Here is a 13,789-nt window from a genome sequence, read left to right as displayed (position 1 = left end):
GGCTTCGTAATCTTGCCCTGATCCAAGGATCATTGATCAAGAGAGTTAACTACTCTTTCACTTTACTGATTGTCTCACCTATTAGAGAGGATCCTTTGTGATCCTCTTTTTCATTATAAAAACCATCACTTAGTCTGATGAGTGTCTCAGTGCTGAGACGGAATTGAGACAGTTTTACTTCGAGCTTGCTCCTCCCCAATAGGTGGGGATCTTGGTTTATTTGTAAAAACGCAATAAAAATACTATTTAATAACAAACCCCAAGGCTTAAACCCATGTCACTGTTTGATTACCTTATCGAACTCTCTATGTTCTTCTTTCTTTCCTTTTCGGTGTTGTACTGCATGCGCAAAGTGGGCTACGCCATAGGTCTAGTCGATAAACCGAATGCTAGAAAACATCATGAGGGTGTGGTCCCTTTGGTGGGCGGTATTTCCCTTTGTATTACCTTGTTGTACTTCTTCTACGTGAGTGCGTCAGAAATCAATAACATAGAGGTAATCGCCACGTGCTTAACGATACTGGTGCTGATCGGTGTGGCAGATGACCGCTTCGATATCAGTTTTAAACTTCGCATGGGTGTGCAAGCTGTCTTGACGCTGATCGTAATGCATTATACCGGGCTAACGCTTTCTCATGTTGGTAATGCGTTTGGGTTTGGTGTTTGGGACTTTCCGGTTGCCATCGATTATGTTGTTACCATATTAGCTGTGATCGGTGCAATTAACGCTTTTAACATGGTTGATGGTATTGATGGGCTATTGGGTGGTTTAAGCATAGTGGTGTTTGCCTCGTTAGGTGTGCTGTTCTATGCCCATGGCCTTGAGTTTTATACCTTCTTTATGGCAGTAATGGTGGTTATCTTACTTCCCTTCGTGCTGTTTAATTTGGGGTATTTTGGCAAACTACGTAAAGTGTTTATGGGCGATGCCGGTAGCATGATGATCGGCTTTCTCGTGATCTGGATTTTAATCCGAGGAACACAGCCTGAACACGGCCACTATACGATTCGTCCGGTGACGGCATTGTGGTTAATTGCGGTGCCTTTGATTGATATGATGGCCATTATGATCCGTCGTATTCGAAAAGGGCACTCTCCGTTCCAACCTGACCGCGAGCATTTTCACCACATTATGCAGCGTATCGGCTTTACCCCTCGTGAGTCGTTAGTGGTGATCTGTTTGGTGCAGTTGCTGTACTCAACGTTGGGGTTATTGGGCGAATACTTCCAAGTGCCAGAATACATCATGTTCTACACCATTGTTGTGTGTTTCTTCCTCCACACCTACGCGATGACACACTCATTTAAGATGGCGAAGATCGTAAGAAAGTGGAAGAAGTTAGAAGCGAAATAGTTTGATGTGTCGTTAACGGACAAGTCTACTATCGCAGTGCTTAGCTGGGTAAATTAGAGAGTTAAAGCAGTTAAGTTACAATAGCTCAAACTAAGACAAATATAGAAAAAGAGCCCAATCTTATCGAGATTGGGCTCTTTTGCGTTTAGCTTGAGAAGTTTTAGACTTGAGTGCTTTTGCTCTTAATCATCTTCACTTGAAAACCTAAGCCATTAATACACTGTTAATCACTAGTAGACTTTTTCTGGAAGGTTACGCAAACTTCTAATCCAGCTGGTAATACGCCAAACATAGCTCATGGCTACGGTGTATGAAGCAAAACACATCATAAACAGGATGAACATGGTCGATTCAGCAATTTCTAGGAACTCTCCGTAGATACCGAAGCCAGCGAAGCTACTTGCGATAGCACAAATGATGGCGAGCGTTTGACGCGATGTAAAACCAAGGCGTTGGAAGATGTGGTGTAGGTGCTCTCTGTCGGGCTTGAAAGGGGAGTCACCGCGGCGTACGCGTCTGAACATGATGGCAGCCATGTCCATCAGCGGAACAGCAATTAACCACAGTGCAGTTATTGGTCTCATCATAGCTTCTGATGGATCTTGGCTTGCGCCCAGCAGTAACCAAATCACAGTAAAGCCAATCATCATGCTGCCAGCGTCGCCCATAAAGACCTTACGCTCTCGCCCAAGAATACCAAGATTCATCATGATATAAGGAATGGTTGCGACAATGAACACCACGCATAAATACGCTAAGCCATGTTGGCTGTCGACTTGAAGTAAAACGGCGATACCGCCAAAAGTTACAATAGCAAGCCCACCTAACAATCCATCAATGCCGTCGACCATATTGAACGCGTTAATCGCGCCAATCACTGCGAGTATGGTTACTACAGGGCTCAGGAAGCCTAAATGCAGGTCGCCAGTACCAAACAGGTTTCCAATGTTATCTAATCGAATGTCGGCGAAATACATCATGCCGAGGGAGAGAATTGCTTGCACCACCAGTCGTATTTTGAAGCTAATGTCGAATTTGTCATCAAGCGCCCCGATAATAATAAGAGCAATAACAGAAGCTAAAAAGAGTGGGCTATGCGGGATGACGTCTGGATGGGTAACAATGAATTGGCCAATGGTTAAGCTGATCGCTATACCACCTACCAATGGGATCGCACCAGTGTGTAACTTTCTCTCATTCGGTTTATCCACTAAGCCAATGGATTTTGCCACTTTTCTCATCAAAAAGAGTGAGGAAAAGGAGAAGAAGCCAACAAATGATAGCTCTAATAACATAATGAACTCTAGCCAGTTTTTATGATAATTTTATTTGCGTGTAGCTTACGTTAAAACCATCAATTTGTACACTCAGTTGAGTATGTTTTGTTCGTTGTTTTTTGAGTGTGATATTGGGTTTTAGTATGTAACTCAGTGTTAATACAGAATGACGACAGCGATATTTCCCTAAATACTGTTGCTCAAGGTTTATGCGACCCTTAAACACAAAATGACGCTTTTTTTCACATTCGATCATCCTACCTGCGCCCTTTCTTGATCTTCCACTACAGTTTTGACTGTAAACTGTAGTAAAATTACGCTAATTTGTTTTTATACCGATTTATTTTGAATTGAACGAGGTCAGTCCTATGTCAGCTAAGAAGCCAATGGCTCTAGTGATCCTTGACGGTTACGGTTACCGTGAAGACAACCAAGACAACGCTATCGCGAACGCTAAGACTCCAGTTTTAGACGGTCTTATTGCTAACCAACCTAACACGCTAATCTCGGCTTCTGGCTTAGATGTAGGCCTACCTGATGGCCAAATGGGTAACTCTGAAGTGGGTCACACCAACATTGGTGCGGGTCGCGTGGTATACCAAGATCTTACTCGTATTACTAAGTCAATTTCAGATGGTGAGTTCGGCCAAACTGAAACGCTAGTGAACGCTATCGATAAAGCGGTGAAAGCTGAGAAAGCGGTTCACATCATGGGCCTTATGTCTCCAGGTGGCGTTCACTCTCATGAAGATCACATCTACGCAGCTGTTGAAATGGCAGCAGAACGTGGCGCAGAGAAAATCTACCTACACGCATTCCTAGACGGCCGTGATACGCCGCCACGTAGCGCAGAAAACACACTGGCACGCTTCCAAGCGTTGTTCGCTAAGCTAGGTAAAGGCCGTGTGGCTTCGCTTATTGGTCGTTACTACGCAATGGACCGTGATAACAACTGGGATCGCGTTCAAGAGTCTTACGACCTGCTGACTCAAGCAAAAGCAGAGTTCACATTCGACACTGCAGTAGCTGGCCTAGAAGCGGCTTACGCTCGTGATGAAAACGATGAGTTTGTAAAAGCGACTGAAATCAAAGCAGAAGGCGAAGAGTCTGCCGCTATCGTTGATGGCGATGCGGTTATCTTCATGAACTACCGTGCCGACCGTGCTCGTGAAATCACACGTGCGTTCGTTCCTGATTTCGATGGTTTTGCTCGTAACGTATTCCCAGCGATCGATTTCGTGATGCTGACTCAATACGCAGCAGACATCCCGCTTCTATGTGCATTCCCACCGGCTTCTCTAGAGAACACTTACGGTGAATGGCTATCGAAGGAAGGTAAAACGCAGCTACGTATCTCTGAAACAGAGAAATACGCGCACGTGACTTTCTTCTTCAACGGCGGTAAAGAAGACGAGTTCGAAGGCGAAGAGCGTCAGCTTGTTGCGTCTCCAAAAGTAGCAACGTACGACCTACAGCCAGAAATGAGCGCACCAGAGCTAACTGAAAAGCTTGTTGCAGCAATCAAAGGCGGCAAATACGACGCTATCGTTTGTAACTTCCCTAACTGTGACATGGTTGGCCACACTGGCGTTTACGATGCAGCAGTTAAAGCGGTAGAGTCTCTAGACGAATGTCTTGGCAAAGTGGTTGAAGCAATCAAAGAAGCTGACGGCCAACTGCTTATCACTGCAGACCACGGTAACGCAGAAATGATGGTAAACCCAGAAACGGGTGGCATCCACACTGCACATACTAACTTACCAGTGCCGCTTATCTACGTAGGTAACAAAGACGTTGAGTTCAAAGAGGGCGGTAAGCTGTCTGACTTAGCACCAACGATGCTTTCTCTGTCTGGTATCGCAATTCCGGCTGAAATGTCAGGCGATGTGATCGTTAAATAGTCAGTAGTTAAATAGTTGTTTGGCTCAGCGGCTCACGTTGAGCTTTAACGATTTTGAAAGCCCGCACTTCAAAGTGCGGGCTTTTTTATAGATGTGAGATACGGGTAAACGAGTAGCGAAGAGCTTAAGGACAGGTATTGGGTAAGAAAAACATGCAGGGGAGAACATAAGGGCACGACCTTAAACAAAAGACGAAAAGAACGGTCTTGATGAATATCGAAAGAGTGACATTTCTTGAATGATTAGGTAGCTTAAGGCTCATACTATACTTGTCTTTTACCTTACCTCTAGGTTGTTTATATGAACTCAAACCCAGACCGTTGGAAGCAACGACTGCAAAACTTAATGAAAGCGCAGCAAAGGCTTGAGAGAGCGTGCTCACAAGATAGCTACAATGAGTTAGAGCTAGCCGGGTTAGTACAAACCTTTGAATTTTCTTTTGAGCTTACATGGAAGACTCTTAAAGACTTACTTGAGTTTGAAGGGTTTGATGTGGCTTCGCCGAGGAGCGTTTTTCGTACAGCCTTAGAAGCTAAGCACCTATCTTCGGAGCAGTGTGAGATCATGCTTGAAGCACTAATAAAACGAAATTTATTGTCTCACACCTATGATGAGGAAAATGTCCTTGAAGCTCAGTCACTGATCTTAGAGTCATTTTCACCAGTGATAGGGCAAGTCACACTCTATTTAAAGCTTAAATGTGATCAAGAGGGTCAATGCGAACAAGAGGTTAAATGTGATCGATAGTTATTTGGTTAAACCAGACTCGGTCGGCCTTAAGCCTCATCAGTATCAGTTGATTGAGGATATTGTTTTGAGTCATGCCGCAGTCATTCATGCCTGGGTATTCGGTTCTAGAGCCCTTGGAACTTATAAAGATAACTCCGACATCGATATTGTTATCGAGGGGCATGGGATTTCGTTAAGTGTTGTCGCAGGCTTGCAAGATCGTTTAGAACAGTCGTCGCTTCCATTCAAGGTTGACTTGCTCGTTAAGCATAGAATTACATCAAGCGAGTTACTTGCCCATATTGACACTTATGGGATTAAACTAAAGTAACCGAACGTATTATTATCAGCGTAACGGTGATGTTGATTCTTGAACCGATTGTTTACGTTTTGCCAGTTTATCTCGAATCTGAGTACCTGAATTGACTCGGTCATGTTTTTATCATCAATAGAAAACGATAATAGTTTCATTAGCGCTATAGCTCCATCTCTACGCTTTCGATCTTCATAAGATTCAATCGTATCAGTGGACATTACCATCACCTCTTTGTATGAAATTTTAAATATAGACTATATGTTGTCTGGTGATAATGGCGCTTCTTGATGGCGAAATTTTATATTATTGATCTAGTGAGATAAGGTTTACTTCTTTTTATTTAAGATCGAACGCTCAAAATCTAACAACCACTCTTTGCGATTCATACCGCCGGTGTAGCCGGTTAATGTTCCATTCGCGCCGATGACTCTATGGCAAGGCACAACAATACTAAATGGGTTCTTGCCATTTGCACCACCCACAGCTCTTACTGCTTTTGGGTTATCCATTATTTTCGCTTGTTCACCGTAACTGATGGTTTCGCCATAAGGAATGGTTGTTAAAGCTTGCCAAGCTACTTTTTGAAAGTCAGTGCCTTTTATCGCTCTTAATGGCAAATCGAATTCTATTCGATGACCTGCGAAGTACTCATCTAACTGTTTCGCTGCCAGTTGGCAAAGGTCATCTGGATTGCTAATCATTAGCTCTTCGTGATTTACATGGTCAATTTCAATAAGCGACACACCATTGCTAACAATGATCATCTTGCCAATTGGTGCGTCATAGAACATTTTGTAAGTGGTGTCTTCCATGTCATCTTCCTTTTTTTAGTCTTTTTCTGCTCTCAAGCTCTTCGAATCTCGTAACTGCTCTTAAGCTCTTAAATCTTTTCGCATCCCGTATCTGCTCTTATATCTTTTCGTATCCCGCATCTGCTTTACCCCTTACACGAAGCGCAAACAAGTACCCTGAAATACCGCCGACAATGTTCCCCAAGGCTAAGCCTATAAACAGCCCTTCGACACCATCAATTTGGCTGCCTATCCAAGCGAATGGCAAGGTAAAGACAAACAAACGCATGAAGCTCCATTGAAAGGCTTTGAGTGGTTGATGCATGGCATTCATCCCACTGATCAGCATCATCACAATGCCTTGGAATCCATAGCTAAAGGGCACGACTAACAGGTAATGCCACAATATGCCTCGGACGGATTCTTCTTGAGAGAACAGGGCAGCCAAAGGAATGCTCAACGGCACCATCATTAAGAAAATCAAACCTTGGAACATCACAGCAAAACGCATACTCAGAAACAGTGCCTTAAAACTGCGTTGTGGGTTGTTTGCGCCAAAGTTCTGCGCCATGAAAGGCGTAAGCGCCGAAGTAAGAGACATCAACACAATGATAAGAATGGACTCGATACGTTGCGCTGCGCCATACGCTGCCACCGCTTCAGTCCCTTGTTTGGCCAACATCATCATGATGATAGCGCCAGCAAGTGGGTTCAGAGCGTTAGACAAAGCCGCTGGGGTGCCTATTTTTAAGATCTGTCGCCAGTCACTGACGATGTTTGTCAGCTTAGGCGGCGCAAGCAGTTTTTCTCGCACCATCAATACGTAGAGTGAGCCACACAAAGCACCAAACCAACTGAAACCACTGGCAATCGCAGCGCCTTGAATCCCCAGTTCAGGAAAAGGCCCATACCCGAAGATGAGTAGCGGATCTAAAACGCCATTGATAAGGCCAGCCAGTAGCATAATCTTGGCGGGTGTTTTAGTATCGCCGCTGGCACGAATGGCGCTGTTGCCTGCCATGGGGATGACCAAAAATGGGATCGCGAGATACCACACCGACATGTATTCCGATATCAGCGGCAACAACTCTTGCTTTGCTCCTAGCAGGGTAAACATAGGTTCTAAGGCGATAATACCTAATGTAGACGCGCAGCCGACCAGAAGCAGAGCCAGCAATAAGCCATGACAGGTAAAGCGTGCTGCATTTTGTGCGCTGCCTTGGCCAAGCAATCGACCGATACATGTCGATAAGCCAATACCAATCCCCATGGTGATGCAGTTGATGGCAAAGGTGACTGGAAAGGTAAAACTCACCGCGGCTAAGGCTTGGGTGCCAAGCAATGAGATGAAGAAAGTATCGACGAGGTTAAACATCAAGATCGCCACCATACCGAATATGGTCGGTATGGTCATGGTACGCAATGTACTCTCAATTGGGGCAGTTAATAGCCCGTGCTTATCTTGCATGCAAAACGCCGATAGAAACCAAAAGCGTAGGATAAACAGATGCGGGATACGAGTAAACGAAAAGCAGGGAAAGATGAGGGGTGAGAATCTGCACTTTAGCTCACAATTTTTTCGTTCCCCCCTTGGGATCTTTCACATCGCCCCCAACATATTGTTTGACCCACGCTAATCGTGGCAACTATCAAAATTTAAATGGAAATTATCAGGAGATAAGACCGATGAATATCCGTCCTCTACATGACCGAGTTATCGTTGAGCGCCAAGAAGTTGAATCTAAATCTGCTGGTGGCATCGTTCTAACTGGTTCTGCCGCAGAAAAATCGACTCGCGGTATCATTCTAGCTGTTGGCAAAGGCCGCATTCTAGAAAACGGTTCAGTGCAACCGTTGGACGTAAAAGTTGGCGATACCGTTATCTTTGCTGAAGGTTACGGCACGAAAACTGAAAAAATCGACGGCAAAGAAGTTCTGATTATGTCTGAAAACGACATCATGGCGATCGTCGAGTAATCTATTTTTCATTTAACTCTCAGTAAAAGTTATCAGAGCCAGTATTGGATGATTCATATCGTCATTCCAGAAATGAGGAACGAATTATCTGGAATCTAAACAGAGTGCGATTTGAGTAGATTCTGAATCACGTTCGTCCCTCACTGTTCAGAATGACGCGATAACGCTGAGACGCCCCGAAACAAAGAATTTGAAAGGAAATTAAGATGGCTGCTAAAGACGTTAAATTTGGTAATGACGCACGTATTAAAATGCTAGAAGGTGTAAACGTTCTGGCTGACGCAGTAAAAGTAACGCTAGGTCCTAAAGGCCGTAACGTTGTTCTAGACAAATCATTTGGCGCACCAACGATCACTAAAGATGGTGTTTCAGTTGCACGTGAAATCGAACTTGAAGACAAGTTCCAAAACATGGGCGCGCAAATGGTTAAAGAAGTGGCTTCGCAAGCGAATGACGCGGCGGGCGACGGTACGACTACAGCAACAGTTCTTGCTCAAGCAATCATCACTGAAGGCTTAAAAGCCGTTGCTGCTGGCATGAATCCAATGGATCTTAAGCGCGGTATCGACAAAGCAGTTATCGCTGCAGTTGAAGAGCTAAAAGGCCTTTCTGTTCCATGCGCAGATACAAAAGCTATCGCGCAAGTAGGTACTATCTCTGCGAACTCTGATTCGACAGTAGGTAACATCATTGCTGAAGCGATGGAAAAAGTAGGTCGTGATGGCGTAATCACGGTTGAAGAAGGTCAGGCTCTACAAGACGAGCTAGACGTAGTTGAAGGTATGCAGTTCGACCGTGGTTACCTATCTCCTTACTTCATCAACAACCAAGAAGCGGGTTCTGTTGATCTAGAAAGCCCATTCATTCTTCTTATCGACAAGAAAGTTTCGAACATCCGTGAACTTCTTCCGACTCTAGAAGCAGTTGCTAAGGCATCTCGTCCACTTCTTATCATCGCTGAAGATGTAGAAGGCGAAGCGCTTGCAACTCTAGTTGTGAACAACATGCGTGGCATCGTTAAAGTGGCTGCTGTTAAAGCGCCTGGTTTCGGTGACCGTCGTAAGTCTATGCTACAAGATATCGCTATCCTAACGGGCGGTACGGTTATCTCTGAAGAGATCGGCCTAGACCTAGAGAAAGTAACGCTAGAAGACCTAGGTCAAGCTAAGCGTGTAACTATCACTAAAGAAAACTCAACCATCATCGATGGCGCGGGCGAAGAAACAATGATCCAAGGTCGCGTTTCTCAAATCCGTCAACAAATCGAAGATGCAACGTCTGACTACGACAAAGAGAAACTTCAAGAGCGCGTAGCTAAGCTAGCTGGCGGTGTTGCAGTAATCAAAGTAGGCGCTGCAACTGAAGTTGAGATGAAAGAGAAGAAAGACCGCGTTGAAGATGCACTTCACGCAACTCGCGCTGCCGTTGAAGAGGGGGTGGTTGCTGGTGGTGGTGTTGCACTTATCCGCGCTGCATCTAAAGTTGCTGGCCTTGAAGGCGACAACGAAGAGCAAAACGTCGGTATCCGTGTTGCACTACGTGCAATGGAAGCGCCTATCCGTCAAATCACGAAGAACGCAGGTGATGAAGAATCTGTTGTTGCTAACAACGTTCGTGCTGGCGAAGGTAACTACGGTTACAACGCGGCGACTGGCGAATACGGCGACATGATTGCAATGGGTATCCTAGATCCAACTAAGGTAACTCGCTCTGCACTTCAGTTCGCAGCGTCAGTTGCTGGTCTTATGATCACAACAGAAGCGATGATCACTGATAAGCCACAAGATTCTGGCCCTGCAATGCCTGATATGGGTGGCATGGGCGGTATGGGTGGCATGGGCGGCATGATGTAATCATCCCCCTTTCTCTATAGCAGAGAAAGTCACACATAAGCTTTAGAAAACGGAGACTTCGGTCTCCGTTTTTTTGCTCTTAAGCCTTATTTATTCGCATCCCGTATCTGTATTTCAGCTTCACCATCACCCTTTTCCCCAAAGCTCCTTGGTCAGCCTGCCTTGTGCGTAAACTGTTGTTCATCAATTTTTTGCAGCATCATGTCACGCTTAAATGGTTTTGGAAGATAATCGTTCATTCCACACTCGAAGCAACGTTTAATATCATCATCGAGCACGGATGCCGTTAAAGCGAGGATATGTGTTGCCTGAAGTTGCAGGTTTTCTTCATAGCGCCTGATTCGCTCTGTTGCCTCAAAGCCATCTACATTCGGCATCATGCAGTCCATCAAGATAAGGCCGATGTCTTGATGATGCCCTTTATATAAATCAATCGCTTCTTGTCCATCATTGGCAACCCAATATTCAATCCCTAACTTATCTAAATTGATACATACCACCTTCTGGTTTACGCGGTTATCTTCAACTACGAGGACTTTTTGACGTACAGTCGCTTCTATCGGCTCAGGTTGATGTTGAGGGGGTTGTGGCTGTGACCTTTCAAGCACGGAGTTCAACATGCTACTTAAGCGGGAACCGAGCATAGGAAGAGTCACATAGCCTGAGATAAAATGACACTCACTCATAGGATCACTAAGATTATCTTTCACTATGATGATTTTCACCTCTGGTGCTAAGCGATGCAGTGTTTTGGCTTGGTTAATATCTTCCATCAAAGCGATCTCTGGGAGGTCAGTTGCCGCCAAGTTTGTTTCGATTGATTTTAGTTGTGGTGAGTAACCAAGGCGGAACAAGTCATCGAGTAAAAGTTTCGATGGCGCATCTGAATAATAGACAACGGTTTGTTTACGATTTTTATGTTCAGAATGATCTGATGGCACTACGGTTAATTGGAAATGAAAGCAACTGCCCACGTCTTTCTCTGACTCAACGTTTATCGAGCCTCCCATCATTTCCACCATACGTGACGAAATACTAAGCCCTAATCCGGTCCCCGCAATATTGGAGGTGATGTTGGTATCTTCTTGGCAAAACGCTTTGAAAATGTGATCTTGTTGGTCTGCTGCGATACCAATACCCGTATCTCGAACAGAAAACTCGACCACACACTCTGTTTCCAATGATGGAAGCCGTTTAGCGGTGAATACGATAGAGCCTTGTTCTGTAAATTTGATCGCATTTGAGGCTAAATTCATCAACACTTGGCGAATTTTATTCCCATCAACATGAATGTACTCTGGGAGCTCGCCATCAATTTCAACTTCCAACTTAATCTGCTTTTGATAAGCTTTAGAAGAAATCAGAGTCACGCTATCAAACAGCAGCTCTCTTAAGTCTGTCGTATGTGGATTAATTTCCAGTTTACCCGATTCAATTTTGGACAGATCGAGAACATCGTTGATCAACATAAGTAAGGTTTGAGAAGAGGTATAGATAGTCCCAAGGCAGTCTTTCTGTTCTGCGGATAGTTTGGTTTCTGCCAGTATTTCTGACATACCAATCATGCCATTAAGCGGTGTCCGTATCTCATGAGACATATTGGCAAGAAAGGCACTTTTTGCACGGTTTGCTTGTCGTGCTTTCTCTTGTGAAACAATCAATTGAGTTTCAAGTTGACTGGCACGCCACACAACATAAAGCAGCACCAGTAACGTCACCCCTCCTAATGCGGCTGTCGATAAGTAGCTGTACGACTTTATCTGCGTCAGGCTCTCTGCGATCTGCTTGGGTGTTTCGGTGAAAAGTAAGTTGAGCTCATCTTCAACATGATAAATACTGCTGGTGAGTTCTCCTTTGAGGCCGCTATCAGAGCTGTACCCGACACTCTTTAACCCTCGCTGCAATCGCCAAAAGTGGCGTTTAAAATTATTAAACGAAGCTAATGCACTGATCGTTCGGGAATTCTGTTCTATTTCATCTTGGATTTTGAACAATGAATCGACAATCTTATCTAATGTTGTCTGATCAAAATCGGTAAAGAACTGATACATGAGATCTTGTGTTTCTAAAGTCAATTCTTCAAGCTGCACATTATTGGATTCATGTACGAAGCGCTCAAGTGTCAACGCTGCATTTTTTAGTTTCTCAATGAGCCCAATTTGGTCCCTCTTGCCATGTATGCTGACTAACTCAAGGGCTAATAATGTAAAGGCGGTGTGGTACTCGTCGAGATACTCGACAACTTTGGCATAATTAAAAGAAATATTGAGGTCGCTTCGTACGATTTTCCCATCGATCTCAGCCAGCTTTTCGATCAGCTGACTTCGCTTTATATTGAGTTGTTCTTGAATCTCTGGTTGCCTTGTGGAAACAAACTGCTGCTCTTGTCGTCTGACAGAGAGCATAACGCTATAAGCTTCAGAAAGACTGAGCTGGAGATTAATCATGTCCTGCTCTTTGTTCTTCAGAGCATGGCTAACATAGATATAGAGGCCTAAAAATAACACGATAGCCAAAAAACCACGCGAAATAATCGCTTTAATGGTCTGTTTATTCGTAGGTTCCTTAACCATGCTATTCCCACTGTTTCATATCGTTCTATTCCTATATTAGAATTTAGTTTATTTTCAGAATTTTACGAACATTAGTTTTTGAATACCTGAGGTCTGTTGAGCTTTTATCAATAAATTTTTTAGGATGACATCGCTTTAGATGCGGCAATAAGTGTGTGGGCTATAAGCTTGTGAAACATGTTGATTTTCTCGCCTAGATTTTTGTTTGGAATAATAAGCGTTAGAGCGGAGGTTTCGGTCTCTGTTTTTTTTGCTTTTCGCATCTCGTTCACTCGAATCCCGCATCTGCTCTTAACCATTGCTCTTTATGATTTAGCGGCTTATATTCAACAGTACAGTTATTACATTGATTTAACATGGGTAGCTGTTGAATAAAGGACAATAAATGCTTGATTAAAAATGGATTAATCAAGTCAACAATAAGTCAGTGGAGACTCCCCAATGAAAAAACTACTTTCAGTACTTGCTGTGTCGGCAGCAGTAATGGCACCGGCAGCATTTGCTTCTTCGCCTGTTATGTTTTCAACGATCAACGGCTTCAATGCTCCGGATTCAGATGCGGTTGGTGGTGTACGCTTGGCTTTGCTTCACGGACAAGTGAACGACGTTAAAGGTGTCGACCTTGCGGTTGTGGGTATGTCAGAAACACAAACCACGACGGGTGTGAACCTGGGTATTTTGGGTGCGCATAAAGTAAACCAAGAAATGACCGGTGCATCTCTAGGTTTCTTCAACTGGAACACGGGTAAAACAACGGGTGTTAACCTTGGTGCTGTGAACATTACTAATGATGTGAAAGGCGCGAACGTGAGTTTCGTCAACTACTCAGAAGGTAACACTATGGTTGATGTTGGCGCTGCGAACCTTTCAGAAGTGTCTACGGTTCAGGTTGGTATCTTCAACAAAACCAACAAAATCGAAGGCGTACAAGTTGGTCTGATCAACTGTGCTGACAACGGTTTCTTCCCGTGCTTCCCGATTGTAAACTTTGCTAAGTAAGGCTTAGTGTTACTATAGT

Annotated in this window: 11 protein-coding genes; 7 read left to right on the top strand and 4 right to left on the bottom strand. The window is 44.2% G+C overall.

What is annotated here, in order from left to right:
- Positions 1 to 274: 274 nt before the first annotated feature.
- Positions 275 to 1,354 (top strand): UDP-N-acetylglucosamine--undecaprenyl-phosphate N-acetylglucosaminephosphotransferase, encoded by a 1,080-nt coding sequence (gene wecA / locus AB4503_RS13995; RefSeq protein WP_372115139.1) that lies wholly within the window; start codon positions 275 to 277, stop codon positions 1,352 to 1,354.
- A 230-nt stretch (positions 1,355 to 1,584) separates the two neighbouring features.
- Here the strand turns inward: wecA (AB4503_RS13995) and wecA (AB4503_RS13990) are convergent, their stop codons facing one another.
- Positions 1,585 to 2,649 carry a UDP-N-acetylglucosamine--undecaprenyl-phosphate N-acetylglucosaminephosphotransferase gene (wecA, locus tag AB4503_RS13990; protein WP_372115137.1) on the bottom strand — a complete coding sequence of 355 codons (1,065 nt, stop codon included), beginning with the start codon at positions 2,647 to 2,649 and terminating at the stop codon, positions 1,585 to 1,587.
- A 350-nt stretch (positions 2,650 to 2,999) separates the two neighbouring features.
- On the opposite strand from wecA (AB4503_RS13990), the gene gpmM reads away from it, so the two are divergent.
- The 3 genes from gpmM to AB4503_RS13975 all read left to right on the top strand — a co-directional run bounded on the left by gpmM (position 3,000) and on the right by AB4503_RS13975 (position 5,592).
- Complete coding sequence (gpmM, locus tag AB4503_RS13985; RefSeq protein WP_081230130.1) at positions 3,000 to 4,532, top strand: 2,3-bisphosphoglycerate-independent phosphoglycerate mutase; 1,533 nt, start codon at positions 3,000 to 3,002, stop codon at positions 4,530 to 4,532.
- Between the two features lie 300 nt (positions 4,533 to 4,832).
- Entirely contained in the window at positions 4,833 to 5,279 is a 447-nt protein-coding gene (locus tag AB4503_RS13980; protein WP_017093683.1) for an HI0074 family nucleotidyltransferase substrate-binding subunit, read from the top strand.
- Positions 5,269 to 5,592 carry a nucleotidyltransferase family protein gene (locus tag AB4503_RS13975; RefSeq protein ID WP_017063157.1) on the top strand — a complete coding sequence of 108 codons (324 nt, stop codon included), beginning with the start codon at positions 5,269 to 5,271 and terminating at the stop codon, positions 5,590 to 5,592. The genes AB4503_RS13980 and AB4503_RS13975 overlap by 11 nt, the downstream gene beginning before the upstream one ends.
- Positions 5,593 to 5,903: 311 nt before the next feature.
- Here the strand turns inward: AB4503_RS13975 and AB4503_RS13970 are convergent, their stop codons facing one another.
- Together AB4503_RS13970 and AB4503_RS13965 are read right to left on the bottom strand one after the other, a co-directional pair.
- Positions 5,904 to 6,389: a methylated-DNA--[protein]-cysteine S-methyltransferase gene (locus AB4503_RS13970; protein WP_017063159.1), complete on the bottom strand. Its 486-nt coding sequence runs from the start codon at positions 6,387 to 6,389 to the stop codon at positions 5,904 to 5,906.
- A 97-nt stretch (positions 6,390 to 6,486) separates the two neighbouring features.
- Positions 6,487 to 7,836 (bottom strand): MATE family efflux transporter, encoded by a 1,350-nt coding sequence (locus AB4503_RS13965; protein WP_065584506.1) that lies wholly within the window; start codon positions 7,834 to 7,836, stop codon positions 6,487 to 6,489.
- 218 nt (positions 7,837 to 8,054) lie between these two features.
- Here AB4503_RS13965 and AB4503_RS13960 point away from each other — a divergent pair, with 218 nt between their 5' ends.
- Both AB4503_RS13960 and groL read left to right on the top strand, forming a co-directional pair.
- Positions 8,055 to 8,345, top strand: coding sequence for a co-chaperone GroES (locus AB4503_RS13960; protein ID WP_010433998.1), 291 nt, complete (start codon positions 8,055 to 8,057; stop codon positions 8,343 to 8,345).
- 206 nt (positions 8,346 to 8,551) lie between these two features.
- Complete coding sequence (groL, locus tag AB4503_RS13955; RefSeq protein WP_017061290.1) at positions 8,552 to 10,198, top strand: chaperonin GroEL; 1,647 nt, start codon at positions 8,552 to 8,554, stop codon at positions 10,196 to 10,198.
- A gap of 152 nt (positions 10,199 to 10,350) precedes the next feature.
- On the opposite strand, the gene AB4503_RS13950 is transcribed toward groL, so the two are convergent.
- A complete protein-coding gene (locus AB4503_RS13950; RefSeq protein WP_372115134.1) occupies positions 10,351 to 12,771 on the bottom strand; it encodes an ATP-binding protein in 2,421 nt (806 codons plus the stop codon).
- A gap of 441 nt (positions 12,772 to 13,212) precedes the next feature.
- Between AB4503_RS13950 and AB4503_RS13945 the strand changes: the two genes are divergently transcribed.
- On the top strand, positions 13,213 to 13,770 hold the full coding sequence (locus AB4503_RS13945) for a VC2662 family protein (protein WP_017063162.1): 558 nt from the start codon (positions 13,213 to 13,215) through the stop codon (positions 13,768 to 13,770).
- Positions 13,771 to 13,789 lie beyond the last annotated feature (19 nt).

This window comes from Vibrio sp. 10N.222.55.B11, from assembly GCF_041473705.1.
GTDB classification, from domain to species: domain Bacteria; phylum Pseudomonadota; class Gammaproteobacteria; order Enterobacterales; family Vibrionaceae; genus Vibrio; species Vibrio crassostreae_C.
Note: the sequence above shows the minus strand (reverse complement) of the source record. Positions and strands in the feature narration are given on the sequence as shown.

Bases quoted from the DNA above. Each gene is read 5' to 3' on its own strand.
- wecA (WP_372115139.1), top strand. From the start codon at position 275: ATGTCACTGTTTGATTACCTTATCGAACTCTCTATGTTCTTCTTTCTT.
- wecA (WP_372115137.1), bottom strand. From the start codon at position 2,649: ATGTTATTAGAGCTATCATTTGTTGGCTTCTTCTCCTTTTCCTCACTC.
- gpmM (WP_081230130.1), top strand. From the start codon at position 3,000: ATGTCAGCTAAGAAGCCAATGGCTCTAGTGATCCTTGACGGTTACGGT.
- AB4503_RS13980 (WP_017093683.1), top strand. From the start codon at position 4,833: ATGAACTCAAACCCAGACCGTTGGAAGCAACGACTGCAAAACTTAATG.
- AB4503_RS13970 (WP_017063159.1), bottom strand. From the start codon at position 6,389: ATGGAAGACACCACTTACAAAATGTTCTATGACGCACCAATTGGCAAG.
- AB4503_RS13965 (WP_065584506.1), bottom strand. From the start codon at position 7,836: ATGCAAGATAAGCACGGGCTATTAACTGCCCCAATTGAGAGTACATTG.
- AB4503_RS13960 (WP_010433998.1), top strand. From the start codon at position 8,055: ATGAATATCCGTCCTCTACATGACCGAGTTATCGTTGAGCGCCAAGAA.
- groL (WP_017061290.1), top strand. From the start codon at position 8,552: ATGGCTGCTAAAGACGTTAAATTTGGTAATGACGCACGTATTAAAATG.
- AB4503_RS13950 (WP_372115134.1), bottom strand. From the start codon at position 12,771: ATGGTTAAGGAACCTACGAATAAACAGACCATTAAAGCGATTATTTCG.
- AB4503_RS13945 (WP_017063162.1), top strand. From the start codon at position 13,213: ATGAAAAAACTACTTTCAGTACTTGCTGTGTCGGCAGCAGTAATGGCA.